Annotated in this window: 27 protein-coding genes; 15 read left to right on the plus strand and 12 right to left on the minus strand. The window is 70.3% G+C overall.

The features are described from left to right. Positions 1-39 precede the first annotated feature (39 nt). From IE226_RS25590 to IE226_RS25605, 4 genes are all read left to right on the plus strand, one after another. Positions 40-933: a GntR family transcriptional regulator gene (locus tag IE226_RS25590; protein ID WP_190083900.1), complete on the plus strand. Its 894-nt coding sequence runs from the start codon at positions 40-42 to the stop codon at positions 931-933. A 29-nt stretch (positions 934-962) separates the two neighbouring features. Continuing rightward, on the plus strand, positions 963-1,679 hold the full coding sequence (locus tag IE226_RS25595) for an HAD family hydrolase (RefSeq protein WP_229871535.1): 717 nt from the start codon (positions 963-965) through the stop codon (positions 1,677-1,679). 18 nt (positions 1,680-1,697) lie between these two features. After that, the gene (locus tag IE226_RS45100; protein ID WP_190083722.1) at positions 1,698-3,548 is read left to right on the plus strand and encodes an HAD-IA family hydrolase; all 1,851 of its coding nucleotides are present in this window, start codon (positions 1,698-1,700) and stop codon (positions 3,546-3,548) included. A gap of 125 nt (positions 3,549-3,673) precedes the next feature. Beyond that, positions 3,674-4,468 carry a hypothetical protein gene (locus IE226_RS25605; protein WP_190083723.1) on the plus strand — a complete coding sequence of 265 codons (795 nt, stop codon included), beginning with the start codon at positions 3,674-3,676 and terminating at the stop codon, positions 4,466-4,468. Here the strand turns inward: IE226_RS25605 and IE226_RS25610 are convergent. Continuing rightward, positions 4,449-5,195 (minus strand): ABC transporter permease, encoded by a 747-nt coding sequence (locus IE226_RS25610; protein ID WP_190083724.1) that lies wholly within the window; start codon positions 5,193-5,195, stop codon positions 4,449-4,451. The two genes, IE226_RS25605 and IE226_RS25610, sit on opposite strands and share 20 nt — an antisense overlap. Next, complete coding sequence (locus tag IE226_RS25615; protein WP_190083725.1) at positions 5,188-6,153, minus strand: ATP-binding cassette domain-containing protein; 966 nt, start codon at positions 6,151-6,153, stop codon at positions 5,188-5,190. Before IE226_RS25615 ends, IE226_RS25610 begins: the two co-directional genes overlap by 8 nt. A gap of 119 nt (positions 6,154-6,272) precedes the next feature. Here IE226_RS25615 and IE226_RS25620 point away from each other — a divergent pair, with 119 nt between their 5' ends. Then, positions 6,273-7,085: a TetR/AcrR family transcriptional regulator gene (locus IE226_RS25620; protein ID WP_190083726.1), complete on the plus strand. Its 813-nt coding sequence runs from the start codon at positions 6,273-6,275 to the stop codon at positions 7,083-7,085. 77 nt (positions 7,086-7,162) lie between these two features. On the opposite strand, the gene IE226_RS25625 is transcribed toward IE226_RS25620, so the two are convergent. Beyond that, positions 7,163-7,852 carry a TetR/AcrR family transcriptional regulator gene (locus IE226_RS25625; RefSeq protein ID WP_190083727.1) on the minus strand — a complete coding sequence of 230 codons (690 nt, stop codon included), beginning with the start codon at positions 7,850-7,852 and terminating at the stop codon, positions 7,163-7,165. A 67-nt stretch (positions 7,853-7,919) separates the two neighbouring features. Between IE226_RS25625 and IE226_RS25630 the strand changes: the two genes are divergently transcribed. The 3 genes from IE226_RS25630 to IE226_RS25640 all read left to right on the plus strand — a co-directional run bounded on the left by IE226_RS25630 (position 7,920) and on the right by IE226_RS25640 (position 11,411). Continuing rightward, entirely contained in the window at positions 7,920-10,103 is a 2,184-nt protein-coding gene (locus tag IE226_RS25630) for a HelD family protein (RefSeq protein ID WP_229871536.1), read from the plus strand. A gap of 106 nt (positions 10,104-10,209) precedes the next feature. After that, complete coding sequence (locus IE226_RS25635; RefSeq protein WP_190083728.1) at positions 10,210-10,524, plus strand: ArsR/SmtB family transcription factor; 315 nt, start codon at positions 10,210-10,212, stop codon at positions 10,522-10,524. A gap of 29 nt (positions 10,525-10,553) precedes the next feature. Further along, positions 10,554-11,411 (plus strand): SRPBCC family protein, encoded by an 858-nt coding sequence (locus IE226_RS25640; protein ID WP_190083729.1) that lies wholly within the window; start codon positions 10,554-10,556, stop codon positions 11,409-11,411. A gap of 20 nt (positions 11,412-11,431) precedes the next feature. On the opposite strand, the gene IE226_RS25645 is transcribed toward IE226_RS25640, so the two are convergent. Together IE226_RS25645 and IE226_RS25650 are read right to left on the minus strand one after the other, a co-directional pair. After that, a complete protein-coding gene (locus IE226_RS25645; RefSeq protein ID WP_190083730.1) occupies positions 11,432-12,904 on the minus strand; it encodes a peptidoglycan D,D-transpeptidase FtsI family protein in 1,473 nt (490 codons plus the stop codon). A 91-nt stretch (positions 12,905-12,995) separates the two neighbouring features. After that, entirely contained in the window at positions 12,996-13,913 is a 918-nt protein-coding gene (locus tag IE226_RS25650; protein ID WP_190083731.1) for an NAD(P)-dependent oxidoreductase, read from the minus strand. A 130-nt stretch (positions 13,914-14,043) separates the two neighbouring features. On the opposite strand from IE226_RS25650, the gene IE226_RS25655 reads away from it, so the two are divergent. Next, the gene (locus IE226_RS25655; protein WP_444546084.1) at positions 14,044-15,045 is read left to right on the plus strand and encodes a helix-turn-helix domain-containing protein; all 1,002 of its coding nucleotides are present in this window, start codon (positions 14,044-14,046) and stop codon (positions 15,043-15,045) included. A gap of 58 nt (positions 15,046-15,103) precedes the next feature. Here IE226_RS25655 and IE226_RS25660 read toward each other — a convergent pair whose 3' ends face one another. Together IE226_RS25660 and IE226_RS25665 are read right to left on the minus strand one after the other, a co-directional pair. Then, positions 15,104-15,520, minus strand: coding sequence for a VOC family protein (locus IE226_RS25660; RefSeq protein ID WP_190083733.1), 417 nt, complete (start codon positions 15,518-15,520; stop codon positions 15,104-15,106). Between the two features lie 10 nt (positions 15,521-15,530). Further along, positions 15,531-15,905, minus strand: a complete 375-nt coding sequence (locus IE226_RS25665) for a helix-turn-helix transcriptional regulator (RefSeq protein WP_190083902.1) — start codon at positions 15,903-15,905, stop codon at positions 15,531-15,533. A gap of 213 nt (positions 15,906-16,118) precedes the next feature. On the opposite strand from IE226_RS25665, the gene IE226_RS25670 reads away from it, so the two are divergent. The 3 genes from IE226_RS25670 to IE226_RS25680 all read left to right on the plus strand — a co-directional run bounded on the left by IE226_RS25670 (position 16,119) and on the right by IE226_RS25680 (position 17,723). Then, positions 16,119-16,622, plus strand: a complete 504-nt coding sequence (locus tag IE226_RS25670) for a helix-turn-helix domain-containing protein (protein WP_190083734.1) — start codon at positions 16,119-16,121, stop codon at positions 16,620-16,622. Positions 16,623-16,646: 24 nt separating this feature from the next. Continuing rightward, entirely contained in the window at positions 16,647-17,270 is a 624-nt protein-coding gene (locus IE226_RS25675) for a hypothetical protein (RefSeq protein ID WP_190083735.1), read from the plus strand. 117 nt (positions 17,271-17,387) lie between these two features. Next, on the plus strand, positions 17,388-17,723 hold the full coding sequence (locus IE226_RS25680; RefSeq protein ID WP_190083736.1) for a DUF2516 family protein: 336 nt from the start codon (positions 17,388-17,390) through the stop codon (positions 17,721-17,723). A 141-nt stretch (positions 17,724-17,864) separates the two neighbouring features. Here the strand turns inward: IE226_RS25680 and IE226_RS25685 are convergent, their stop codons facing one another. The 3 genes from IE226_RS25685 to IE226_RS25695 form a co-directional block, all read right to left on the minus strand. Further along, complete coding sequence (locus IE226_RS25685; RefSeq protein WP_190083737.1) at positions 17,865-19,223, minus strand: PP2C family protein-serine/threonine phosphatase; 1,359 nt, start codon at positions 19,221-19,223, stop codon at positions 17,865-17,867. A gap of 346 nt (positions 19,224-19,569) precedes the next feature. Then, positions 19,570-20,595, minus strand: a complete 1,026-nt coding sequence (locus tag IE226_RS25690) for a C40 family peptidase (RefSeq protein WP_190083738.1) — start codon at positions 20,593-20,595, stop codon at positions 19,570-19,572. A 251-nt stretch (positions 20,596-20,846) separates the two neighbouring features. Further along, entirely contained in the window at positions 20,847-21,644 is a 798-nt protein-coding gene (locus IE226_RS25695; RefSeq protein WP_190083739.1) for a class I SAM-dependent methyltransferase, read from the minus strand. A gap of 247 nt (positions 21,645-21,891) precedes the next feature. Here IE226_RS25695 and mshA point away from each other — a divergent pair, with 247 nt between their 5' ends. From mshA to IE226_RS25710, 3 genes are all read left to right on the plus strand, one after another. Beyond that, complete coding sequence (mshA, locus tag IE226_RS25700) at positions 21,892-23,238, plus strand: D-inositol-3-phosphate glycosyltransferase (RefSeq protein ID WP_190083740.1); 1,347 nt, start codon at positions 21,892-21,894, stop codon at positions 23,236-23,238. After that, complete coding sequence (locus IE226_RS25705; protein ID WP_190083741.1) at positions 23,231-23,734, plus strand: type III secretion system chaperone family protein; 504 nt, start codon at positions 23,231-23,233, stop codon at positions 23,732-23,734. The genes mshA and IE226_RS25705 overlap by 8 nt, the downstream gene beginning before the upstream one ends. 217 nt (positions 23,735-23,951) lie before the next feature. Then, a complete protein-coding gene (locus IE226_RS25710; protein ID WP_308429534.1) occupies positions 23,952-24,170 on the plus strand; it encodes a hypothetical protein in 219 nt (72 codons plus the stop codon). Here IE226_RS25710 and IE226_RS25715 read toward each other — a convergent pair whose 3' ends face one another. Both IE226_RS25715 and IE226_RS25720 read right to left on the minus strand, forming a co-directional pair. Next, positions 24,171-24,821: a TetR/AcrR family transcriptional regulator gene (locus tag IE226_RS25715; RefSeq protein WP_190083742.1), complete on the minus strand. Its 651-nt coding sequence runs from the start codon at positions 24,819-24,821 to the stop codon at positions 24,171-24,173. Positions 24,822-24,912: 91 nt separating this feature from the next. Then, positions 24,913-25,644, minus strand: a complete 732-nt coding sequence (locus tag IE226_RS25720) for a DUF3159 domain-containing protein (protein WP_190083743.1) — start codon at positions 25,642-25,644, stop codon at positions 24,913-24,915.

Genomic DNA, 25,644 nt, shown 5'->3' on the forward strand with positions numbered 1-25,644 from the left:
TCACGACAACTGCCGTGAGATGGCATGGAGTTGTATCGTCTGGTCGTGACCCAGGAGAACGGTGCAGTGAACGGCGGCAGAAAGCTCACCCCCCAGCACATCGCGGACAAACTCCGCGACCGCATCCGCTCCGGCGACCTCAGACCCGGCGACAGGCTGCCCACGCAGGCGGTGCTCGCGCAGGAGTTCGGCGTGGAGCGGGGGACGGTGCGGCAGGCGCTGAAGACCTTGCAGGGCGACGGTCTGCTGGCCAATGTGAGCAAGGGCAGCCCGCCGAGGATCGCCGCGGAACCGCGGGGAGTGACGTCGGCGGGCGCGGAGCCGCAGGCGTCGATGGTCAGCCTGGCGCCACGGCTCGCGTCGGCGTTCTCGGAGCCGCGGGTGCGGATCGACGTGGTGTCGTACACGGCGGAGACGCTGATGATCGCGCTGGGGGAGCCGGTGCGTCTCATACACGAGGGCCGTATGCGGCCGGAGTCGATCGACGTACGCATCCTGCTGCCCAGCAGCGACATCACGCTCGCCTTCCCCCGGCCGATCGAGGGGCAGGACGACGGGGGCCGGGTCCACCAGCGATGGCTGGCGCAGCGCAATGCCCAGGGCCAGGTCCTGCGCCACAACCTGCGGGCGCTGCGTTCCTCGCACGGCATCGACGTCGACGTCTCGTTCCGCGCGCTGCCGTTCACGCCGCCGGTGAAGCTGTACCTGCTGAACGAGCGGGAGGCGCTGCTCGCGTACTACACGATCGAGCGCAGCATGCTGGACCTCGGCAGCGCGGAGATGGAGGCGTTCGACGCGTCCGGACTGAGGTCGCCCCTATTCTCCTTCGAGAAGGGCACGGCCGCCTCGCGGGACACCGCGTTCGTCGAGGAGTCGCAGAAATGGTTCGACGCACTCTGGGCAACCATCGCGACGGAGCTGACACTCTCTTAGTGACTCCTGATACGACGCAGACTGAGCGGATGGCGGAAGAGACCGAAAACCTGCGGGAACTGATCAAACGGGCCCGTTACGTCCTCTTCGACTTCGACGGGCCTATGTGCCGGCTGTTCGCCAGGCATTCGGCCAAGCAGATCGCGGTCGACCAGATCCGCTCGCTGGAGGAGCGGCAGCTGCACGGCCTGCTGACCGAGGAGGAGCGGAACCGGCTGGACCCGCACGGTCTCCTGCGCGCGGTCGACCACAGGCGCCCCGGGCTCGACCTGGTGGCCGAGCTGGAGGAAAAGCTGACCCAGCAAGAGCTCGCGGCCGTGGCCTCCGCGTGGCCCACCGAGTACGCCGACCCCCTGATCATGACGTGGTATGCCACGGGCGCCCGCCTCGCCGTCACCACGAACAACTCCGCGAGGGCGGTGCACCGTTACCTCGAAGGCCGGGGCCTGAGCCGCTGCTTCGGCCCGCACATCTACGGCCGCACCAGGGACCTCCACCTCCTCAAACCGCACCCGCACTGCCTCAACCAGGCCATGGACGCCCTGGGCGCCGACCCGTCGGAGACGCTGATGATCGGCGACACCCCCTCGGACTTCGAGGCGGCCGAGCGGGCCGGAGTGGGCTTCTTGGGCTACGCGCGCGACCCCGAGCGCGGGAAGGTCCTGACGGAGGCGGGGGCGACTTGTCTGGTGACGTCCATGGAGCCGCTGCTGAGGGTGTTGCGTGGTCAGAGCGCCGCGTCGTAGGAGATACCCTCTGCGCTCATGCGGTCTCCTCTGCCTCGCAGAGCCCATCAGGCACTTGTCCGGTGGCTCGCCGGGTCCTACCGGGAACGTCCTGACGGTCAGGTCGCGAACGGGCATCACAACGTCAACTACGTCGTGCCACTCCGCTGGACGCTGGCCCTCCTCCTGCGCATGCCTTTCCGGGCGCAGGTCAAGTGCCGGACGCCGCTCGCGGGGGTGGAGGTCGTACCGCGTATCTGGCACAGCGAGGCGCAGCTCCTTTCGGTCGTGACGCGGCATCTGCCTGAGGTACCGCGATGTGTGGCGGATTTCGGGGACTGGTCCCTGCATGCCTATCGGGCGGGCCGGGCGCTGTCCGAGATGAATCCGGACGGACCGGTCGACGAGGATCTCATGTGGTCCTTCGCGGAATTCTTCGCGAGGGCGGCGTCCGTGCCGGAGAAGGAGTTGCCGCCGAGGCCCGAGGACTGGCCCGAGCCCGGTGACAGCCAGGGCTTTCTCGATTGGCTGATCGATTTCACCGAGAAGCGGGTGCACCGTCCGAACCGAGGACGTTTCGACGCGCTCTTCGAAGCCGTGGGCATTCGTACCGACGTCATGACGGAATTCAAGAGAGACCCTTTCCGTTCTCCCCTGACCTCGCGGCCCTTCTGTCTGCTGCACACCGATGTCCACCGCGCCAATGTCGTCGTCGATCGAGATGAATTGGTGGTCATCGACTGGGAGTTGGCCCTGTACGGCGATCCTCTCCATGACCTCGCCACCCATCTCGTACGTATGGGCTACGACAAGGACGAGCAGAAGCGGATGACGAGGCTGTGGTCCGAGGCCATGGTGCGCGCGGGGCACGAGGACATGACGGCTGGGCTCGATGACGACCTCGGTGTCTATCTGGACTTCGAGTACGCCCAGTCGGTGTTTCCCGATGTGATGAGGGCGGCGCTCGCTCTGCGGACGGATGCGGACGAGGATGACTTCGGGGCCGCGGCCGTGCGGGTGTGCAGGGCCCTGCGGCGTGCGGCCGATCCTTTGAAGCTGGCGGACGTACCGGACGAGGGGAAGGCGATGCGGGCGTTGCGGGACTGGCATGCGGGCGAGAACGGGTGCGGGCTCATCGGTACGGACGGGCTCATCGGTACGGACGAGGTCATCGGTACGGATGAGTTCATGGAACTCGCCGACTGGCTCACGCCTGTGGCCGGCCGTTGTGTCCTCCTCGACTTCGACGGACCCATCTGCCGCCTGTTCATGCACGGGTCGTCGGAAAGTGTCGCCCGGCGGCTCAGGGACGTGGTTGCCCGGCACGGGTCGGGGGGCCTTCTCACGGCGGAGGTGCGGCAGACCATCGACCCGCACGACGTACTGCGGGCCATGGACCAGGACCCGCTCGGGAAGAGCCTGGTCCCCGAGCTCGAGGGCCGGCTCACGGAAGGCGAGGTCGAGGCGGCGGCCACCGCCCTGGCCACACCGGGAGCGAGCAGGCTCATCCGCGCCCTGCAGACGAAGGGCTGCCGGATCGCCGTGGTGACCAACAATTCGCCCCGGGCTGTCGTCGCCTACCTGGAGAGGGAGAAACTCCTTGATGCGTTCGGGCCGCACATCTACGGCCGCACGGACCAGCCCGGCCTGCTCAAGCCGCACCCCGACTCTCTGAGCCGGGCCCTCGATGCCCTGGGTGCCAAGCCCGACGACGCGCTGATGATCGGCGACACGGTGACCGACCTGGAAGCCGCCGAGAAAGCGAATGTCCGCTTCGTCGGCTACGCACGCGACGAGCGCAAGGCCGCGCCCCTGCACGCCGCCGGAGCAGGGATCGTCGTGACCACGCTCCAACCGCTCGTCGACCTCGTGGAGTCGGGGCCTTCCTGACCGTCGGGGAAGCGGGCACGATGTCCTTTGCGGATCAACCTGGTTGATACAAGGGGGACTTGGTGGCCCGGAGACGTTCTGTTCGTGAGCGCGCCACGGAGGGGTGGGCGCAGTCGGAGAGCGTCGTGACCAGGGTGCTGCTCCTTTCCATCTTCGGCCTCGGTCTGGTCGCCCAGTTCGTGCAGCCGGTCGGTGACGCGCTGGAAGGCAAAGCATTCCTCGGCGGCGCTGTGCTGAGCCTCGTGGGATATGTGCTGTACAGCGAGGTCCAGAAGCTGAACGCCGCAATGCGTCCCGCCGCCAGGGAGACGGTGCGAACGCGTGATCTGCGGCAGTACTTCGACGATGCGCTGGTTTCGCGCGAGGTCCGTATCGATGCCATCGGCTTCACCGGCGAGACCGTGGTCAACCAGATCAGCGGAGGCTTGGAGGGCCTTTCCGGTCGGGTGCGGCCGGAGGTCGCGATACGCATTCTCGTGCCGGACTTCACGAAGCCGATGGAGATACCCGGCATGCTCGACGACGCGGGAAAGGCAACGGACGACGAGATGTTCCGGGAGGAACTGCTCGCCAAGGTTCGTGGCTACGAGCGTGGCATGAAGGAGCTGGCCAGGAGGCTACGACTTGAGCGCAAGGCGGAGCTCGACCTGGAGTTCCGCGTCCTGCACATGTCCCCCTTCCTGAAGTTCTGCCTCATCAACGACGAGCAGCTGTTCGACGGTATCTACGACAGCGTGCAGAAGTATCCCGCGAGCGAGCCGCCGAACCGGCAGCTCCTTGACCTCATGGGGTATCGAGCCTCCTTGACGCGTTGGCACATCGACGCGGGCGCCGCCGCCAGGGAGAAATGCACGCAGCGCAAGGAGCTCTTCGAGACCCTCTGGGGCGTGGCCCGGCCCCTCACGCCGTCCGCTTCCTGAACAGCGCCCCCGAAACCCCCGCCGACGCGGCCAGGATCGCCGCGCACCAGGCCAGGGCCACCCAGGGCGTCCAGCCCACCGGCTGGTTCAGGAGGAGGCCGCGGAGGGAGTCGATCACCCGGGTCACCGGCTGGTTCTCGGCGAAGGGCTGTAGCCAGGTCGGCATGTCGGACGTCTGGACGAAGGCGCTGCTCGGGTAGGGCAGGAAGCTCACGAAGAACGTGAAGCCGCCCGCCGCTTCCGGGGACTTGGCGAGGAGGCCCACCGCTGCCGAGAGCCAGGACAGGGCCAGGATGAACGCCAGGAGGACGGCCGTCGCCGCCAGCCAGCCCGCCGGCGTGGCCGACGGGCGGAAGCCGATCGCGAAGGCCAGGGCCAGGACCAGGGTCGTGGCGATGAGGTTGCGGGCCACCGAGGCGATGACGTGGCCCGTCAGGATCTGGGTGCCGCTGATGTCCAGCGAGCGGAAGCGGTCGATGATGCCGCCCTTGAGGTCCTCGGTGACCGCTATTGCCGTGTTCGACGAGCCGAAACCGGCGCAGAGGAGCAGCACGCCGGGGACCACGTACATGACGTACGACTCGGTGTCCGTCTTGATCGCGCCGCCGAAGAAGTAGACGAAGACCAGGAGGAGCATCACCGGCAGGGCCATGGCCGTGATCAGGGCGTCCACGTTGCGGCGGCTGATGCGGATGGCGCGGCCGGTCATGATCAGGGCTTCAGACATGGGTCAGTCCCTTCGGGCGGGAGGGACCGGTCAAGGTCAGGAAGACGTCGTCCAGCGTTGCCGTGCGGAGCGCGAAGGCCGAAAGGCGCGTGCGGTCCGGGTCCAGCGCGTCCAGCAACTCCCTTACGCCGCCTGCCGTGCCGTCCGTCGGGAAGCCGAGCGTCAGGGTCTCGGGGGAGTGGTGCGTGGCCCTCGGGGAGAGGTGGAGGTAGGCCTCCCGGGTGGTGAACGTCGCGTCCAGGCGGTGGCCCCCGACCTGCGCCTTGAGGGTCGCCGCCGATCCCTCCGCGACGATGACTCCCTCGTGCAGCACCGCGACGCGGTCCGCCAGTTGGTCCGCCTCCTCCAGGTACTGCGTGGTCAGGAAGACCGTCGTGCCCTCCGCCGTCAGGTCACGCACCACCTGCCACATCTCCTGGCGGCTGCGCGGGTCGAGGCCTGTCGTCGGCTCGTCCAGGAAGATCACCTCCGGGTCTCCCACCAGGCCCGCCGCCAGGTCCACGCGGCGGCGCATGCCTCCCGAGTACGTGCGGACCAGGCGGTCGCCCGCTTCCGTCAGGCCGAAGCGGGCCAGTAGTTCCGCGGCCCTGGTGCGTGCCCCGGCGCGCGGGAGCCCCGCCAGCCTCGCCATCATGCGGAGGTTCTCCGCGCCGGTCTGCGTCTCGTCGACCGCCGCGAACTGGCCGGTGAGGCTGATCGCGCGACGGACCTCGCGCTGCCCCGTACGGATGTCGTGGCCGGCCACCCGCGCCGTACCCGCGTCGGGCTCGGTGAGTGTGGTGAGGATGCGGACGGCCGTCGTCTTGCCGGCGCCGTTCGGGCCGAGGAGTGCGAAGACGGTGCCGTGCGGGACGTGCAGGTCGATGCCGCGCAGGACCGGCACCGCGCGGTCGCCGGTTCCGTAGGTCTTGGTGAGGGCCGTGGCCTCGATGGCGGCCGGGGCTCGGGTGGGTGGCATGGGTGTCTCTCCCCGTTCTCTTCTATCGCGTAATGCATACGCGATACCGTGTAAGGGTTACGCAGAACTACGATGTCCGTCAAGAGAGGGGCGGCTCGGGAGCAGGAAGGCGGCGGATTATGGCGGCGGACGGTGACGGCGGTGCGAGGGACCGGGGGGCCCGGGGGCTTCAGGGGACGGGGCTCTCGGCGAGCCTGGAAACCGCCTGGGGACTGCGCGAGCGCCCCTCGAAGGGGCCGAAGCCGGGGCTGAGTCTCGATCGCATCGTCGACGCGGGCATCGCCGTCGCGGCGACGGAGGGTATCGGCGCGGTCTCCATGGGGCGGGTCGCCAAGGCGCTCGGCGTCTCGACGATGTCCCTCTACCGGTACGTCTCCTCCAGGGACGAGCTGTACGTACTGATGCAGGACGCCGCTACGGGGGCGCCGCCCGGGATGCCCGCCGATGTCACCGGGTGGCGGGCGCGTATGGAGTGGTGGGCGCGGGCCCAGCGCGAGGTCTTCCGGCGCAATCTGTGGATCGTGCGGATTCCCGTCACCGGGCCGCCCGCCACGCCCCGCCAGTTGGAGTGGATGGAACAAGGGCTCGCGGCGCTTGACGACAGCGGTCTGGAGGAGGGCTGGAAGATCTCCGTCCTGATGCTCGTCGGCGGCTTCGTGCGCAACGAGGTCATGCTCATGGCGGATCTGGAGGAGGGCATGCGGGCCGGCGGCCGGGAGCCGGACGAGGCGATGCGCCAGTACGCCCGTACCGTCGACGCCCTCACCTCGACGGCCCCGGAGCGCTTCCCCAGCTTGCGTCGGCTGCTCGACGCGGGCGTACTCGACGTCGCGGACGCCGAGGACGCCGAGGACACGGAGTTCGAGTTCGGTCTCGCGCGGGTGCTCGACGGGGTGGCGGTGCTGGTGGAGGGGGAGGGCGGCGGCGCGTAGGGCTGGCTCGGGGGCCGGCGGTGGGGTGCGGTCGGGCGGGCCGCTGAATTCCCCTCATGCGTACTGCTGGACTCCCTTCACGCGTACCGCTCCAACCCCGACCGCAGCTGGCCGAACGCCCTGTTCGCCGCTGCCACCGCGTCCGGCCACACCGCGTCCGCGCTCTCGCCCGCGTCGATCCGGCGCCAGTTCTCCAGGGCGAGGATGCGCTGTACGGCGATGATCTGGCCGGCGGCGAGACGCGCGGAGAGCTGGTCCACGGGCGGCGCTCCGTCCGCCACCCCGCTCGGCGCGTCACCCCGCGCCCCGCTCAGTGCCTCGCCCAGCGCCCTCTCCGACCGTTCCTGGTACTCGTAAAGCCGCGCCACCAGTGACGGCGTCCCGTACAGGAGTCGGTGGAAGGCGAGTACGTGGATGTTGTCGCACAGGCCCGTCACCGGGTCCTGGCGTTCGAGGCCGTCGAGGAAGTGGCGTTGCAGGGCGTCCAGGGGTGAGCGTTTCGCCGGGCGGGCGGTGACCACTCGGGCCGCCTCGTCCACGTGGTCCGCGAAACGGTGGAGGACGAGGTCCTCCTTGGTCGGGAAGTACCGGAACAGGGTCGGCTTGGAGATCTGGGCGGCTGCCGCCACCTCCGCGACCGGCACCTTCTCGAAGCCCTTCGCCAGGAAGAGCGCGATCGCCGCTTCGGAGACCGCCTGGTACATCCGCTGCTTCTTGCGCTCGCGCAGGCCGGGGCCGCCGGCGCCCGCCGCTTCTTCGTCCGTCATGGGCGGAGCCTACCGCACGCTTGATTCTCGGTAACAAATTTAACTCGGTTACATTATTCTCGACCGTATGAGGCCACCAGACACCACCATCACACCCGCACCCGCACCCCTCTCACCGCTCGACGAAGCCCTGACCAGGGAACGCCGCTTTCACGACACCTGCCGCGCCGCCCTCACCGGCATGGTCGACGGCGCGGAGGAGCAGGTCGTCACGGGAGCGGACGTCTCCGCGTCCGGCGCCGACGCCGAAGTCCTCGGCTACCAATTCCGCAGCCACGCCAAAGCGATGCGCGAACTCCCCGAAGCCCCGCTCTTCTTCGGCCGCCTCGACTTCGCCGCCGAGGGCCCCGCCGCCGCCGAAGCCGGTGATCACCGCGGGCAGAGCTACCACATCGGCCGCCTCCGCATCACCGAACACCCCTCCGCCCCGCCCCTCGTCGTCGACTGGCGAGCCCCCGTCTCCCGCGCCTTTTACCAGGCAGGCGCCCGCGACCCCCAAGGCGTCGCCGTCCGCCGCCGCTTCGGCTGGGCCGCCGGCAGCAAGGGCGACTCCGCCGACCTCACCGGCCTGGAGGACGAGCCGCTGGCCGACGCCACCCCACCCGCCACGGCCACCCCACCCGCCACGGCCACGCCACCCGCCACGGCCACGCCACCCACCCCCGCCACAACTCCCACCCCCGCCACGCCCCCCACCCCGAACAGCCGCATCCTCGCCGGAGAGATCGAGCGCCCCCGCGTCGGCCCCATGCGGGACATCGCCGCCACCATCCAGCCCGAGCAGGACGACCTCGTGCGCGGCGAACTCACCGCGTCCGTCTGCGTCCAGGGCGCCCCCGGCACCGGCAAGACCGCCGTCGGCCTGCACCGTGCCGCGTACCTCCTCTACACCTACCCCCAGCGCGTGCGGCGCTCCGGACTGCTCATCCTCGGCCCCAACCGCACCTTCCTCCGCTACATCGCCGAGGTGCTCCCCTCCCTCGGCGAGACCGGCGTGCGGCAGTCCACCGTCGCCGACGAGATCGCGAGGCCCGCCGCTCCCGTGCGGGCCCTGGACGACGAGGCCGCCGCCCGCGTCAAGCACGACGCCCGGATGGCCGCCGTCCTGCGCCGCGCCCTCTACTCCCGCGTCGTGCCGCCCGTCGACCCGATCGCGGTGCCGGACGGTTCGTACACCTGGCGGGTCGCGCTCGACGACCTGGAGCGGATCATCGCGGACGTACGCGCGGAGGAACCGCCGTACGACGTCGGGCGCGAGCGCGTGCGCACCCGTGCCGTCCGGCACATCCAGGAGCAGGCCGAGCGCCGCGCGGGCCCCGTGAACAACACCTGGTTGCAGAAGATCTCCCGCGCCCGCTCCGTGTCGGCCTTCGTCGAAGCGGCCTGGCCCAAGGTCAAGCCGGAGGAGGTGCTCGCCGCCCTGCTCGCGGACCCGGCAGCGCTCGCCGCCGCGGCCGACGGCATTCTCGACGTCGCCGAGCAGCGGGCGATCGCCTGGACCAGGCCCCCGCGCTCGTACAAGTCGGCCAAGTGGTCCGCGGCCGATCTCGTCCTGCTCGACGAGATCGCCGGGCTGCTCGAACGGCCCGAGGGATACGGCCACATCGTCGTCGACGAGGCCCAGGACCTCTCGCCGATGGAGGCCCGCGTGATCGCCCGGCGCGCGGACTTCGGCTCGCTCACCGTCCTCGGCGACCTCGCCCAGGGCACCACCCCGTGGGCCGCCCGCGACTGGCCCGGACTCCTCGCGCACCTCGGCAGGCCCGACGCCGCCGTGACCCCGCTGACCACCGGTTTCCGCGTACCGAAGGCGATCGTGGGGCTCGCCAATCACGTACTGGCCACGCTCGACGTCGACGTACCGCCCGCCCGTTCGCTGCGTACGGACGGCGAGTTGCGGATCCGGGAGGTACCAGACGTGGGCGCCGCCACCGTCGACGCGGTACGCGCCGGTCTTTCCCGCGAGGGCTCGCTCGGTGTCATCGCCGCCGACGCCGATGTCGCGGACCTGCGCGAGGCGCTCGCCGAGGCCGGTATCGACAGTGCGGGCCCGGACGACCCGGATGCCCGCGTGACGGTGCTGCCCGCGTCCCTGGCCAAGGGTCTGGAGTACGACCACGTCGTGGCCGTCGAGCCGGCGGCCATCGCGGAGGCGGAACAACGCGGGCCCAGCCGCCTGTACGTGGTCCTGACCAGGGCCGTTTCCCGGCTCGACGTACTGCACAGCCGCCCGCTGCCGTGGGAGGCGTGAGGGCGACCGCCCGCGAGGCGCAGTACGTGTGAGACGCGGTGCCTGCCTGCGGGGGCGGGCGGTACATGCCGTTGCAGTTATATAGCCACAGGGTTATGTTCGGAGCATGCCCATACCGTTCGACGTCCTCGCCGAGCCCAGCCGCCGGAAGATCCTCGACCTGCTGCTCGAACGACCCCACAGGGTCGGCGAGCTCACCGAGCGGCTCGGTCTGAGCCAGCCCGGCACGTCCAAGCATCTGCGGGTCCTGCGAGACGCGGGACTCGTGCGGGTGCGGCAGGACGCGCAGCGCCGCTGGTACGAGCTGCGGCCCGAGCCCCTCGCCGAGCTCGACGCATGGCTTGCCCACTACCGGCACCTGTGGTCGGGTCGGCTCGACGCCCTCGAACGGCACCTCGACGTCATGGACGGTGAGTCCTGATGAACGATGACCTTGGACGGTGACTCCTCATGAACCCGCACTCCGACACCCTCGGCCCCGACGAGGAAGGCGACCGCAGCGTCCTGCGGATGGAGCGCCGCCTCGCGCACCCGCCCGCCAAGGTCTGGGCCGCGATCACCCGGCCGGAGCACCTCGCCCAGTGGTTTCCCTCCGAGGTGACCCTCGAACTGCGGCCCGGCGGCGAGATGGGCTTCCACTTCCCCGGCGACGAGGGCCCCGGCATGACCGGTGAGGTCACCGACGTCGACGAGCCGCGCCTCTTCGCCTTCAGCTGGGGCGAGGACCACCTGCGCTGGGAGATCACCCCGGACGGCCCCGACGGGCACGGCTCGCTGCTCACGCTCGTCCACACCTTCGGCGACCGCTTCGGCGCCCCGAGCTTCGCCGCGGGCTGGCAGCTGTGCATCTCGGCGCTCGGCCAGTTCCTGGACGGCGGCCGGGCCGAGGTGAGCCGGGACGCGGGCGAGCTGCACGAGGCGTACCTGGAGCAGTTCGACCTGGGCCACGGCGAGGTGGTCGACGACGGCATCCGCTTCGAGCGGCAGCTCGTGCGGCCCGCGGGCGCGGTGTGGGCCGTCCTGTGCGCGGACGAGGTGCCGCTGGCGGGCGACACCGCACCCGACGGGTTCCTGGCGGACGGCGTCTCCGCGGGGCCGGTCACCGTGCTGCGGGAGCCGGTGGAACTCGCGTACACCGTGCATCCCAAGGGCGAGGTGCGCTGGCAGCTGGGCGAGGGGACGGGCTACGGCACCCGGCTCGTCCTCACGCAGACCGGCCCCTTCGACGACGCGGCTGCGGCGGACGCGGCGCTTTCCGCGTGGCATGCGCGCATCGAGCGCCTCGCGGGGCAGCTCCTGGAGGGCTGATGCCGTAGCGGCCGGGCCCCTCAGTCGTCGAGTACGGCCTCCATGACCGCCTTCGCGATCGGCGCCCCGAGCTTTCCGCCGGCGATCTCGGAGCGCGGGATGTTCATGTCCTTCGGGTCGACGAACACCGCGACGGCGACCGGCGACGCGTCGTCCTGCTTGGCGTACGAGACGAACCAGGCGTACGGCCGCTCGTCGTTGACGTTCGAGCCGTGCTGGGCGGTTCCGGTCTTGCCGCCGACCGTGACGCCCTCGATCTTGGCCTTGCTCGCCGTGCCTTCGTCGACGGTGTGTTCCATCATCTCCTGCACCTTGCCCGCGGTGTCCTCGGAGACGGCCTGGCTGAGCTCCTGCGGCTTGCCCGTCTCGATCGTCGAGAGGTCGGGGCCGCGCAACTCCTCGACCAGGTAGGGCTTCATCACCTTGCCGTCGTTGGCGAGGCCCGCCGTGACCATCGCCATCTGGAGCGGCGTGGTGGTCAGGCTGCCCTGGCCCATGCCGGTCAGCGCGGTCTGCGGCTTGTCGAGGCCGTCCGGGTAGCTGCTGGCCGACGAGCGCACGGGGATGAACTGCTGCTTGTTGAAACCGAACTTCTCCGCAGTCTCGCGCATGTCGTCGTCGCCGACCTTGAGCGCGGCGTCGAGGAAGACGTTGTTGCACGACCACTGCATGCCGACCTTCAGGGAGGCTTTGTCGCAGGGGGCGCCGGGCACGTCGTTGCCGATCGTCGTCGAGCTGAGCGGCAGTTTGTAGGGGGCCTTGGCGCCGGTCGGCTCGTCGATGTCGTCGACCACGCCGTGTTCCAGGGCGGCTGCCGCCGTGAGGATCTTGAAGGTGGATCCGGGCGGATAGATCTCGCGCAGCGCCCGGTTGGAGAGCGGCTTGTCCTTGTTCTTGCTGAGCCTCGTGAACTCCTTGCCCTCCTTCTGGGAGATCCCGGCGAAGGCGGAAGGGTCATACGAGGGTGTGCTCGCCATGGCGAGCACCTTCCCGGAGCGCGGGTCGAGCGCGACGACCGCGCCCCGGGCGTCGAGGTCCACCAGGCCTTGGTAAGCGGCCTTCTGGGCCTTCGGATTGATGGTCGTGACGACGTCGCCGCCCTGGCGCTTCTCGCCGGTCAGCATGTCCAGGGTGCGCTTGATGAAGAGGCGGTCGTCGTCGCCGCTGAGCACGTCGTTCTCGACGCCCTCAAGGAAGGTGGCGCCCTGGGCCTGGGAGAAGTAGCCGGTGACCGGCGCGTACATGGGGCCTTCCTTGAAGACCCGCTGGTACTTGAAGTCCGTGCCGCTGACTTCCTTCGAGCCGGTGATCGACTTGCCGCCCACGATGATGTCGCCGCGGGGGTGGGAGAAGGCCTCGATCTGGACGCGGCGGTTCTTCTCGTCCTTCGCGAGGGACTCGCTCTGCGCGAACTGCACCCAGTTCGCGCGCAGGAGCAGGGCGAGCGTGAGCACCCCGCAGAAGACGGCGACGCGGCGCAGCGGCCTGTTCATACGGTCCCCCCAAGGCCCGTGACTCCAGCATGTGATGTGGGTTCATCATGCGCACGTATTTACGGATCTCGCCCACGTTGTTGCCGAATGGTCACACGGCGGCACCGTTCCGCGACGCTTTACGGAGGACTTCGATCACGCTCGCATAGCTGTCGGAGCCGTGACCGGCGGCGCTCGCCCGCTCCATGGTCGCCTTGAGGAGTTCCGGCAGCGCGTTGTCGACGCCGCGGTCGGCCGCCGCGTGGATGAGGTGGTCGATCGCCGCGATCTGTACGTCGACGGTGGCGTCGTCGCCCGGATAGCGACCGGCGTCCACCTGGGGGGCGTAGGTGCCGAGGAACCCGGCTACCGCGTTCGTCAGCCAGCGGATGGCGACGGCCGTGAAGTCGGCGGCCTTCGTCGCGTCGCCGGCGACCACGGCCGTGCCGTGCAGCCAGCCGGTGAACGCGGCCCACATCAGGCCGAGCAGGGCCACGTCGTAGAGCGAGGCGCGGCCGGGCTCCGCGCCCAGGTACAGCGGGTCACCGAGTGCGGCGAGGGCGGGGCGGTGCGCTTCGAAGACGTCGGCCGAGCCGCTGTAGAGGAACATCATCTCCGGGTTCCCGACCCCCGGCGGCGTGGTCATGATCGCTCCGTCGAGATAGCCGAGACCCAGCGCACGGGCCCTGGCCGCCGCCTCGTCGGCCTGCTCCGGGGCGCCTGACGTGAGGTTGACCAGGGCCTTTCCCGCCAGGGGCCCGGCGGCGTCCATGACTGCGTACAGGGCGTCGTAGTCCAAGACGCAGGCGATGATCAACGAACTGGCGGCGACGGCTTCCCCGGGAGTCGCGGCGACGACGGCGCCCCGGTCGGCGAAGGGCTTTGCCTTGGCGGCGGAACGGTTCCAGACGGTGGTGGGGTGCCCCTGCTCCAGGAGGGTGGCGGCGAGGGCGGAGCCCATGTTGCCGAGGCCGATGACGGTGACGGGGGTCTTCTCTGAGGTCTTCTTTGTGCGCTCTGTGCTGCTCATGCCCCCACGCTCGCAGCGGGCGGCGGCGCCGGACAGTGACAGGGGTGACGGCGGCCACCAAATTCCTGCCACGCCCCGACGGGTCGCCGCCGCGGCTTAGTCTCACCGCATGAGCGCTGGTTCCGTGGCCCTGGTCGTGTCCGGGGAGATAGCGATCCCGTCGTGGGATCTGTACGAACTGAGCATCCCCTGCACGGTGTTCGGGAAGCCGCAGCCGGACCTGTCGGAGCGGTGGTACGACTTCCGGCTGTGCGGGACCGCGTACGGGAACGGGGGCGGGGACGGGGGCGGGGTCGGCGGCGATAGCGGGGGAGAGGCCGCCTTCGGCATGACGGTGCGCACCCCGTACGGCCTGGACGACCTCGTCGGGGCGGACACGGTCATCGTCACGTCGGTGCCGGACGCCTGCGTGGAGGAGGGCCGCCCGCTGCCGGAGGGGCTTGCTGCCGCCCTGCGCCGCGCGTACGACGCGGGGGCCCGCATGGTCTCCCTGTGCACCGGCGCCTTCGCGCTCGCCGAAGCGGGGCTGCTCGACGGCCGCCGGGCCACCGCGCACTGGATGCACACGGCTCAACTGGCCGCGCGCTACCCGAAGGTGGAGGTCGACGACTCCGTCCTGTACGTGGACGACGGCGACGTCCTGACCAGCGCGGGCGTCAGCGCGGGCCTCGACCTGTGCCTGCATCTGGTCCGCCGCGATCTGGGCGCGCACGTCGCCAACCAACTGGCCCGCCGCATGGTCGTGCCGGCGCACCGGCCCGGCGGCCAGGCCCAGTTCATCGACCTCTCCGTGCCCGCGACGGACGACGAGGGCCTCGGTCCCGTACTCGACTGGGCGCGCGCACGTCTCGACCGCCCCCTGACGGTCGACGACCTGGCCCGCCGGGCGGCGATGAGCCCGCGCACCCTCTACCGCCGCCTCCAGGCCGCCACCGGCACGACCCCGCTCCAGTGGCTCCTGAACCAGCGCCTCGCCCGCGCCCAGAGCCTCCTCGAAGCGACGGCCGCCCCGATCGACAAGATCGCCGAACTGAGCGGCCTCGGCACGGCCAACAACCTCCGCCACCACTTCCTCAAGCAGGTGGGAGTCTCACCGGGGGACTACCGCCGGGCGTTCGGCCAAGCCGGGTAGGCCGCCCGGCGCGCGTCGTGCCCGCCGCTGCTTCTGGGCTGCTCTGGGCTGCTGTGGGCTACTTCTGGCGCGGCTGGTTGAAGCGCAGCATGTTTCCGGACGGGTCGCGGAAGGCGCAGTCGCGGACGCCGTACGGCTGGTCCATCGGCTCCTGCAGCACCTCGCCGCCCGCGGCGCGGATCCGCTCGAAGGTGACGTCGACGTCGGTGCTGCGGAAGATGACGCCGCGCAGCATGCCCTTGGCGAGAAGCTCCGCCGCCGCCTGCCGGTCGGCGTCCGACGCGTTCGGGTCGGCGAGCGGCGGTTCGAGGACGATCTCGACGTCCGGCTGCGAGGGCGAGGCGACGGTCACCCAGCGCATGCCCTCGAATCCCACGTCGTTGCGCACTTCGAGGCCGAGCACGTCGCGGTAGAAGGCGAGCGCCTTGTCGTGGTCGTCGACGGCGATGAAGCACTGGGAGAGGTTGATTTCCATGCGTACGACGCTACGTACCCGTGCCGGGTTTCGCTTCTCCGTTCCTGACCGGCCTCGTACGGGTTTTCGCGACGCAGGCCGGGATGGCGGCGCCGTGCTCGTGGTCGCGGGCCCGGTACGCGCTCGGGCTCTCGCCGACCAGCTCGGTGAACCGTGAGCTGAAGGAGCCGAGGGACGTACAGCCCACCGCCATGCAGACGTCGGTCACCGACAAATCGCCGCGCCGCAGCAGCGCCTTGGCCCGCTCGATCCGGCGGGTCATGAGATAGCTGTACGGGGTCTCTCCGTAGGCGGCGCGGAAGCTGCGCGAGAAGTGGCCCGGCGACATGAGGGCTGCCTTGGCGAGAGCCGGGACGTCCAGGGGCTCCGCGTAGTCACGGTCCATCCGGTCACGGGCCTGACGGAGCCGGACGAGGTCGGAGAGAGACGGAGACGCAGCCACACCGCCACGTTACCCAGCGCGGCGGCACGGCGGCGCGTCGGCGCGAAGTCGTCCGACTCGGAGGCGATCAGTGGCGATCAGAGACGATCAGTGGCGTAGCGCACTTTTGCAAGCAGGCGCTTGCAATAGTTAGCACGGGGCAGGCAGTATCGACGCATGGCATCACTCAACGTCGGCAATCTCGGTGAGTACTTGCGTGAGCAGAGGCGCAACGCGCAGCTCTCGCTCAGGCAGCTCGCCGACGCCGCCGGGGTGTCCAATCCGTATCTGAGCCAGATCGAGCGCGGCCTGCGCAAGCCCAGCGCGGACGTGCTGCAACAGGTGGCCAAGGCGCTGCGAATCTCCGCCGAGACGCTGTATGTCCGGGCCGGGATCCTCGACGAGAAGGAGCGGGACGAGCTGGAGACGCGCGCCGTCATCCTCGCCGACCCCTCCATCAACGAGCGGCAGAAGCAGGTCCTGTTGCAGATCTACGAGTCGTTCAGAAAAGAGAACGGCTTCGAGGTCTCCGGGTACTCGGACGACGGCGTCGATGGCGGCGGCGTCGATGGCGACCACGTCGATGGCGCCCACGTCGTTGACGACACGGACACCACCGCTGACGGCCCCCGCACGGCCGACGGCAGTGCTGCCGACACCAGGGACCATCCCTCAAGCTGACGCGAATCCGGGAGGACCAGCACCATGGCCATCAAGGACGACCTGCGCAACACCCTCACCGACACCACGCCCGCCTACTTCGTCGTCGGCACCGCCGATCTGGCGTTCCAGCAGGCGAAGAAGGTGCCGAGTGCCATCGAGCAGCTGATCGCCGAGGCACCGGCCCGTCTCGACGCCGTGCGCAACACCGACACGAAGGCCGTCCAGGACAAGGCCGTCGCCCGCGCCAAGGAGGCGCAGACGACCATCCAGGCCCGCTTCTCCGAGTTCCTCGGCACGCTCGACACGGACCTGAAGAAGCTGAGCGAGAGCGCCCAGGGCCTCGCCCTCAGCTCGGTCGGCGTCGCCGCCGAGTACGCCGTGAAGGCCCGCGAGAAGTACGAAGAGGTCGCCGAGCACGGCGAGCACGCCGTGCGGATCTGGCGCGGCGAGGCCGCCGAGGAGATCAACGAACTCGCCGTGGCCGTCGAGCCGGACGCGGACGAGAAGCCCGCTTCGGGGGAGTCGGCGTCCGCCGGTTCGCAGACGTCCGGTTCGCAGACCTCGGAGCCGCAGGCCGCCGCGGCCGCTGAGAAGAAGCCCGCCGCGAAGAAGGCTCCGGCCGCCCGTAAGCCGGCGGCGAAGAAGACCACGCCGCCGGCCAAGTAAGGCTGATCAGACGGAGGGGGCGGGCCGGGCACTCTGGAAGTGTCCGGCCCGTTCTCCGGGTAGCGGGTACGGTGTGCGCGTACTCAAGAGCCGAGACTGGTGGTGGACGTAGTGCTGATGCAGGGGTTCGCAAACTTCATGTGGCTGCTGTCGTTGGCGCTGATCGTCTTCAGCGGCTTCGCGCTCCTGGACGCGGCCATCCGGCGTGAGGACGCCTATCGCGCCGCGGACAAGAAGACCAAGCCGTTCTGGCTGATCATCCTCGGCCTGGCCTTCATCGTGAACCTGATCTTCAACATCCTGTCGTTCCTGCCGATCATCGGGCTCATCGCGACCATCGTCTACATGGTCGACGTGCGGCCCGCGCTGCGACAGATCACCGGCGGAGGCGGCGGCCGCCGAGGCGGCTCCAGCAGCGACGGCCCGTACGGCCCGTACAACGGCGGCCGCTGACAGCGCCCCGTAAGGGGCGCGGGGAGCTGCGCGCCCAGCCCCCACCGCCCCGCGGACGCATCACAGCGCCGCACGCACCACGCGGCACCGCACCGCACCGGCACAGCAACGCACCGCACCTCCGGCGGAACGCCACACTCGCTAGACGTCGCGATCAAGCAGCAGCACGGCCACATCGTCGGTCAGGTCGCCGCCGTTCAGCTCCCGCACCTCGTTCACCGCGGCTTCGAGCAGCTCGTCGCCGCGCAGGCCCGCGGCGATCTGGCGGCGCACCATCTCCACCATGCCGTCCTGCCCCAGACGCTGGTTGCCCTCGCCGATGCGGCCCTCTATCAGGCCGTCCGTGTAGAGCATCAGGCTCCACTTGCCGCCGAGCTCCACCTGGCGCCGCGGCCAGCGGGCGTTGGGCAGGAGCCCGAGCGCGGGACCGTTGTTCTCGTACGGCAGCAGCTCGGCGAGACGGCCGTCGCGCGCGATCAGCGGGGACGGGTGGCCGGCCAGGCAGAGCCCGGCGCGGCGGCCGTCCGGCGCGATGTCGACCGTGCACAGCGTCGCGAAGATCTCGTCGTCGGCGCGCTCGTGCTCCAGAACCTTCTGCAGGGTGCTGAGCAGCTCGTCGCCGCACAGGCCCGCGAAGGTCAGCGTCCGCCAGGCGATGCGCAGCTCCACGCCGAGCGCGGCCTCGTCGGGGCCGTGGCCGCAGACGTCGCCGATCATGACGTGCACGGAGCCGTCGGGGGTGCGCACGGTGTCATAGAAGTCCCCGCCGAGCAGCGCCCGCGAACGACCGGGGCGGTAGCGCGAGGCGAACCGCAGCGGTGATCCGTCGAGCAGCGGCGTCGGCAGCAGGCCGCGCTCCAGGCGGGCGTTCTCCTGGGCCCGCAGGCGTGACTCCGTCAGCTGGCGCTGGGCGGCGTCCGCGCGCTTGCGCTCCACGGCGTACCGAATGGCGCGGCTCAGGAGCCGTCCGTCCAGTTCGTCACGGAAGAGATAGTCCTGGGCGCCGACCCGCACGGCCTCCGCGCCGCCCTCGGTGTCGCCGCTCGCGGTGAGCGCGAGCACGGCGTGCCGGGGCGCGAGGCGAAGGACGTGCTTGAGCGTGGCGAGCTCGTCCTCTTCCTCCTCGGGGGAGGCGGCGGGGACCGCGAGGGTCAGGTCGAGCAGGATGCAGTGCACGTCGTCGGTGAGCAGCCGCTCGGCCTCGGTGAGGTTGCGGGCGGTGCGGACCCTGATGGGCTTGCCCGCGGAGTCGAGCATCTGCGGGACGCTCAGGGAGCCCACCGGGTCGTCCTCGATCACCAGGAGGCTGAGGCCGGGGCCGCTGCCCGTCTGCTTGTCCGCGTCCCTGGACACGGGCGTGCGTACGGGCTCCACGGATGCGGGCACGGGTTCGGGCGCCGGCAGGGGTGCGGGCGCGGGCGCGGGTGACGTCGGCAGAGCTTGAGCCTGACCGCCTTCCGCGGCCGGGATCGCTCTCTGCCGCGGTATGGGTACGGGCATGGCTTCGGTTTCCTTCCCTCCCCCCGAGGGCACGGTGGGTCGACGGTCGAACGCTCCACCGACGGGGACCATAGCGGTAGGCGCCACCCGATTGGAATGGCGCACGGCAAACAGCCACCGTCATATGCCGCGACAAGGACCGCAATTGGGCACGTCAGGTCCCGACCGGGATGACGAACATCACGCCCGGAGGGTTGAGCGGCCGTCCGCGGGGTGCGGTGGATCACATGACGTACGGCACAGGACCGTCCGCCCTGTGCCGTACCGCCGCTCGTGCCGCTGCTCGCGCCGCCTCGTACCGCTGCTCGCCCCGCCCCATGCGGGGGCCGCGTGGAGCCCGCGGCCCCTACTTGTCGGGCCGCACGACCCCGAGGATCCGCATCGATCCGGCCCCCGCGACGGTGACATCGCGCCCCGGCCGCGGCGCGTGCACGATCGCGCCGTCGCCCACGTACATCCCGACATGGCTGGCGTCCGCGTGATAAATGATCAGGTCGCCGGGGCGCATGTTCTTGATGTCGATGTGCGGCAGCTGCTTCCACTGCTCCTGTGAAGTGCGCGGAATCCCCTTGCCGGCGGCGGCCCAGGCCTTGGACGTGAGCCCGGAGCAGTCGTACGACGACGGGCCCTCGGCGCCCCAGACGTACGGCTTGCCGATCTGGGCGGTGGCGAACTCGACGGCCTTCTTGCCGGGTCCGCTCGCCTTGCCCTTGATGTCCTCCAGGACGCCCGAACTCACCCAGGCCGACTGCTTCTTGAGCTGGGCCTCCTCCTCGAGCTTCCGGAGCCGCTCGAGCTCCTCCTTCTCGAGCTCCGACTCCATCTTCTCGGCGGCCGCGATCTTCTTCTTGATCTTCTTCTTCGACGCGGCCTTCGCCTTGCGGTTCTCTTCGAGCTTCTTCCACTGGGCGGTGGCGTCCTTGGCGTATATCCGCAGGTCTTCCTGCGTCCGCTCCAGCTCGGTCAGCATGCCCTTGGTGGCCTTGTGGCCCTGCCGCATCCGCCCTGCGCTGTCCAGGAACTCCTGCGGATCGTCGCTCAGCATCAGCCGGGCCTCGGAGGAGACTCCGCCGCTGCGGTACTGCTCGCGGGCGGCGGCGCCCGCGCGGGACTTGAGCTTGTTCAGCTTCTGCTGGCCCTTGGTGATGGACCGGGCGAGCTTCACGATCTGCTTGGACTGCTTCTCGCTCTTCTCCTCCGCGGCGTTGTACGCGTCGGTGGCGACGCCCGCGTCGTGATAGAGCTTCTCGATCTCTTTTCGCAGGTCCTCAAGGGACTTGGTGGTGCCGGGCGTTGGCTTCGCCGGGCTCGCATAGGCCGTGGCGGGAGTGCTCAGCACCGCCGCCGCGCAGATCAGCGCCAGGCCAGCCATAGTCGAACTCCGCTTGCCGGTCACGTCCGCCTCCCCCAGGAGCTGATTTACCGTCAGTAACTTACGGTTGCCATCGGGGATGGTGCCATGCCGACGCGCAATCCGACAGAGCGCGACGGCAACTCCGATCCCCACCGCCACATGTGACGAACGGCACCCTGAGATCGTTCCCTTTCCGGCGCGTCGCGCGCGGAGTTCACCCGCCGCCGCCTCGCGATTTCACCCGTAGGCACCCCGCGATTTCACCCCCGTCATCCCTGACGCGGCGCCAGCGCCTCCCATCGCACCGTCACTTCGCCCTGCCGCCACCGGGTCTCCCGGTCCAGCACGGGCCAGTCCGCGGCCAGTTCCCGCACCGTCCTGATCCAGCGCTGCCGGGCGCCGTACGAGGCGTAGGGCGCTGCGGCGGCCCAGGCCCGGTCGAAGTCGCGCAGGAACGCGTGCACCGGTTCGCCCGGTACGTTCCGGTGGATCAGCGCCTTGGGCAGGCGCTCGGCGAGGTCGGATGGCCGGTCGAGCGAGCCGAGGCGGGTCGCGAAGGTCACCGAGCGCGGACCGCCCGGCCCGAGCGCGACCCAGACGTGCCGCCGCCCGATCTCGTCGCACGTCCCCTCGACGAGGAGCCCGCCGGGCGCGAGCCGTCCGCACAGCCGTTCCCACACGGCGGCGACCTGCTCCTCGTCGTACTGCCGGAGGACGTTCGCCGCGCGGATCAGCGCGGGCCTGCCCGGCAGCGGGACCTCGAAGCCGCCGTGCCGGAAGGCGAGCCCTTCCCTCTCGTACGGCTTCGCCGCCGCGACCCGCGCCGGATCGATCTCGACGCCGACCACGCGCGCGTGCGGTGCCGCGGCCCGGAGCCGGACGAGCAGTTCGGCGGCCGTCCAGGGGGCGGCTCCGTAGCCGAGGTCGACGGCGACGGGATCGGGGGAGCGCCGCAGCTCCGCGCCGTGCGTCGCGGCGATCCAGCGGTCCATGCGGCGCAGCCGGTTGGGGTTGGTGGTCCCGCGCGTCACCGTTCCCACGGGGCGGGAAGGGGTGCGGGAGGCCATGGTCAGAAGGGTATGCGCCGTGGTGGCGGGGTACTCGTCGAGGCTGGTCGGAGCGGACGCCGGTCGCGGGTCAAGGCGCTGGTGAGGTCATCGGCCGAGTCATTGGTTGAGCAGTAGCCGGTAATGATTTGGCAAAGAGGAAATGGAGTTGCGCCTTCCGATGTTCTCCCCCTGGAGGACCGTGCACGCCCTCCCTTGAGGCATGCCCGCTAAGCCGTGACCGCGCGCACACCAGGAGGACCGCCTCGTGAGCCAGTACGTGACAAGGCTCGGCCGTCGCTCGCCGGCGGCGCCCGGCAGGCTCCGGCTCCCCGGTGCGAACCGGCGTCCGCGTCGGGTGGCCATGCTCAGCGTGCACACGTCCCCGCTGCACCAGCCCGGCACGGGCGACGCGGGCGGCATGAACGTCTACATCGTGGAGCTGGCCAAACGCCTCGCGGCGATCAACATCGAGGTCGAGATCTTCACGCGCTCGACGACAGGGGCGCTGCCGCCCTCCGTCGAACTCGCCCCCGGTGTCCTCGTGCGCCACGTGGACGCGGGCCCGTACGAGGGCCTGGCGAAGGAGGAGCTGCCCGCCCAGCTCTGTGCCTTCACGCACGGCGTGATGCAGGCGTGGGCGGGCCACCGCCCCGGCTACTACGACCTCGTCCACTCGCACTACTGGCTCAGCGGCCACGTCGGCTGGCTGGCCGCCGAGCGCTGGGGCGTACCGCTCGTGCACGCCATGCACACGATGGCCAAGGTCAAGAACGCCGCCCTCGCGGAGGGCGACACCCCGGAGCCCGCGGCGCGCGTGATCGGCGAGACGCAGATCGTGCGCGCCGCCGACCGTCTCATCGCCAACACCTCCGAAGAGGCCGACGAGCTCGTACGCCACTACGAAGCCGAGGTGGGCAAGGTCGCCGTCGTCCACCCCGGCGTGAACCTCGACCGCTTCCGCCCCGCCGACGGCCGCGCGGCGGCCCGGCAGCGTCTGGGCCTCCCGCAGGGCGCCCTCGTCCCGCTCTTCGCGGGCCGCATCCAGCCCCTGAAGGCGCCGGACGTGCTGCTCCGCGCGGTGGCGGAGCTCCTGGACCAGCGCCCCGGGCTCCGCTCGAACATCGTCGTACCCGTGGTGGGCGGCCCGAGCGGCAGCGGGCTCGCGAAGCCGGAGGGGTTGCAGAAGCTGGCCGCCAGGCTGGGCATCGCGGACGTGGTCCGCTTCCAGCCGCCGGTGGGCCAGGAGCAGCTCGCGGACTGGTTCAGGGCGGCCTCGGTCCTGGTGATGCCCTCGTACAGCGAGTCCTTCGGCCTGGTGGCGATAGAGGCCCAGGCGGCGGGCACGCCGGTTCTCGCGGCGTCGGTGGGCGGTCTGCCGGTCGCCGTGCGCGACGGGGTGACGGGCTTCCTGGTCGACGGCCACGAACCGGCCCACTACGCGCGCGTGCTGCGCGATTTCGCCGAGACCCCGCACCTCGTGGACCGCATGGGCGAGGCGGCGGCCCTGCACGCGCAGTCCTTCGGCTGGGACACGGCGGCGTCGGCCACGGCGGACGTGTACACGGCGGCGGTGCACGAGCACAGGCGTCGCGTACGCTCGCATCATGGCTGATCAGGCTGACGACGCCGCGACCGCGATCATCGAGCAGACGCTGAACGAGGCGGAGCTGGAGTGGGAAAGCCCTGAGAGCGGCTCCTACGTGGTGACGCTGCCGGGCACCCGCAAACTGTCGACGACGCTCTCCCTCAGGCTCGGCAAGCACGCCCTCTCCCTGACGGCGTTCGTGATCCGGCACCCCGACGAGAACGACGCGGCGGTCCACCGCTGGCTCCTTGAGCGCAACCTGCGCCTGTACGGCGTGAGTTACGCGATCGACTCCCTCGGCGACATCTACCTCACCGCCAAGCTCCCGCTCTCGGCGGTCACCCCGGACGAGCTCGACCGCCTCCTCGGCTCGGTCCTGGAGAACGCGGACGGCTCCTTCAACACGCTCCTGGAGCTGGGTTTCGCGTCGGCCATCCGCAAGGAGTACGCGTGGCGGGTGTCGCGCGGCGAGTCCACGCGGAACCTGGACGCGTTCACTCATCTGACCCGGCCGCAGGACTAGTTCCGCCGAAGCGATCAGGCCCTGCGGGACATCTTCCCCGTGCAGGGCGCCCGTGGGTTCGCCTTGCTCCTGGCATACGCGCCTGGCACGGGCCATTCCGGCCCAAGATGCGCGGTATGTCGCCAACCGTGGGTGACTGCGTGACTGCACCACGTACTTCGGCTACATAGGAGGACTGGGACGCGGGGGCGTTGGTGCGTGATGGGGGGTTGGCCAAGTGGTGCTGACGATCGATCTCGCGGTTCTGCTGGCTGTCGTCATCTACTTGCTGTGGCGCAGACGCGTACAGGCCCGAAGCCGGCTCGACACGGGGCTGACCATGGCCGTCGTCCTGGTCTTCGGGGTGCTGATCGCCCCGACCGCCTTCGGGCACGGGATCATGAACGCCGTGAGCGACGTCGCGCAGGGCATCTCGAATGTGGGCGCCGGCCCCTGATCAGCCCCGGTCCGGCGCGGTGGCGATCGGGTCTTTCACGGGGTCTCCCACGGCCCCTCCCGTGGCCCTGCGGACGGCGCTTGCCACGCGTTCCGCCGCGTCGGCGAACTGCGCGGGGTCCTCGCCGTCCAGGAGGGCCGCGCCGATGTGCTCGTTGAGGACACGGAGGGCGCCGGAGGCCGCCGCGGCGTGCAGGCGCACCTGGAGGTCGTCGGCCGGGAGGTCGAGACGCTTCGCGATGATCCCGGCCATCTCGCGCTCCACCTGGTCACAGGCCATCAACCAGGCGGTACGCAGGGGCGGTTCCGTGTCGGCGAGACGGATCATCCGCATCGCGAGCGCGTTGTCGGCGATCTCGACGGGGTCGGCCTCACGGTGGAACCGGATCGCCTCCGCGCTGAAGTGCTCTTCGAGCGAGAGATCCGCGGGCCAGCCGCGCAGCGTGCGCATCTCCCATGCGACGCCTCGGGACACGATGGGCTCGGCGCAGCTCTCCTTGCTGCGGAAGTGGCGCCAGATCGTACGGGTGGACAGGCCCACCGCCTCCGCGATCTGATCACCGCTGGTGGCGTCCACGCCCTGCTCCCAGAACAGCCGCGACGCCTCCCGGGAGATCTCCAGGCGCAGCCGGTCACGGCGCTGCTCCTTCATTTTCCTGCCTCCGCTCGCGTTCCTGCCGTAGCTCTCACTCGTGGCTTTCACTGACATTAAGTGACGTCCGGAACCGGTGCGTACCGGGATGTCAGGCGTTCTTGGCGGGCAGCAGCCCGATGGCCGCGAGCCGCTTGTTCGAACTCCGGGCCGCCCAGGCGACGACGAGGAGGGCCAGGGCGAGCAGCGGGAAGCCCATGGCGATCTTGGCGGCGCCCAGCGAACCGACCTGGTCGGTCACGTAGAAGTACTGCTGGACGGCGAACCGGGCACCGAAGACGGCGGCGAGGACCAGGGTGGCGATGTCGTAGTAGAACCGCGAGCGCTTGTCCGCGCGCCAGATGCTGCCCTTGCCGGTGGCCACGTTCCAGATCACGCCGGCCAGCGGCCACCGCACGAGGACGGAGAGGACGAACAGGACGGCGCCGGCCAGGCTCGCCCAGATGCCGATGAGGAAGTAGTCCTTGGCGGAGCCGGTGAACCAGACGATGCCGGCCGCGATCGCGACGCCGAACACGCCGCCGATCGCGGGCTGCACGGATTCCTTGCGCGCGACGCGCTGCACGCCGATGGCCACCGCGACGGCGAAGGCGGCGATGATCGACGCCTTGAGTCCGCGGAGGTTGTGGACGACGACGAAGGCGAGCACGGGCAGCGCCGAGTACACGATGCCCTTGGTGCCGCCCGCTTGATCGAGGACCGAGGGGCGCTGCGGGGGCACGGCGTGCGCTGCCTGTCCTGCATGCCCTGCCTGCTGCTCTGCCTGCTGTCCTGCCTGCGGTGCGCGCGCGTCGGGCTTTGTCTCCAGGAAGTTGATCTTCAT

The organism is Streptomyces longisporoflavus (assembly GCF_014649775.1).
Taxonomy (GTDB): Bacteria; Actinomycetota; Actinomycetes; order Streptomycetales; family Streptomycetaceae; genus Streptomyces; species Streptomyces longisporoflavus.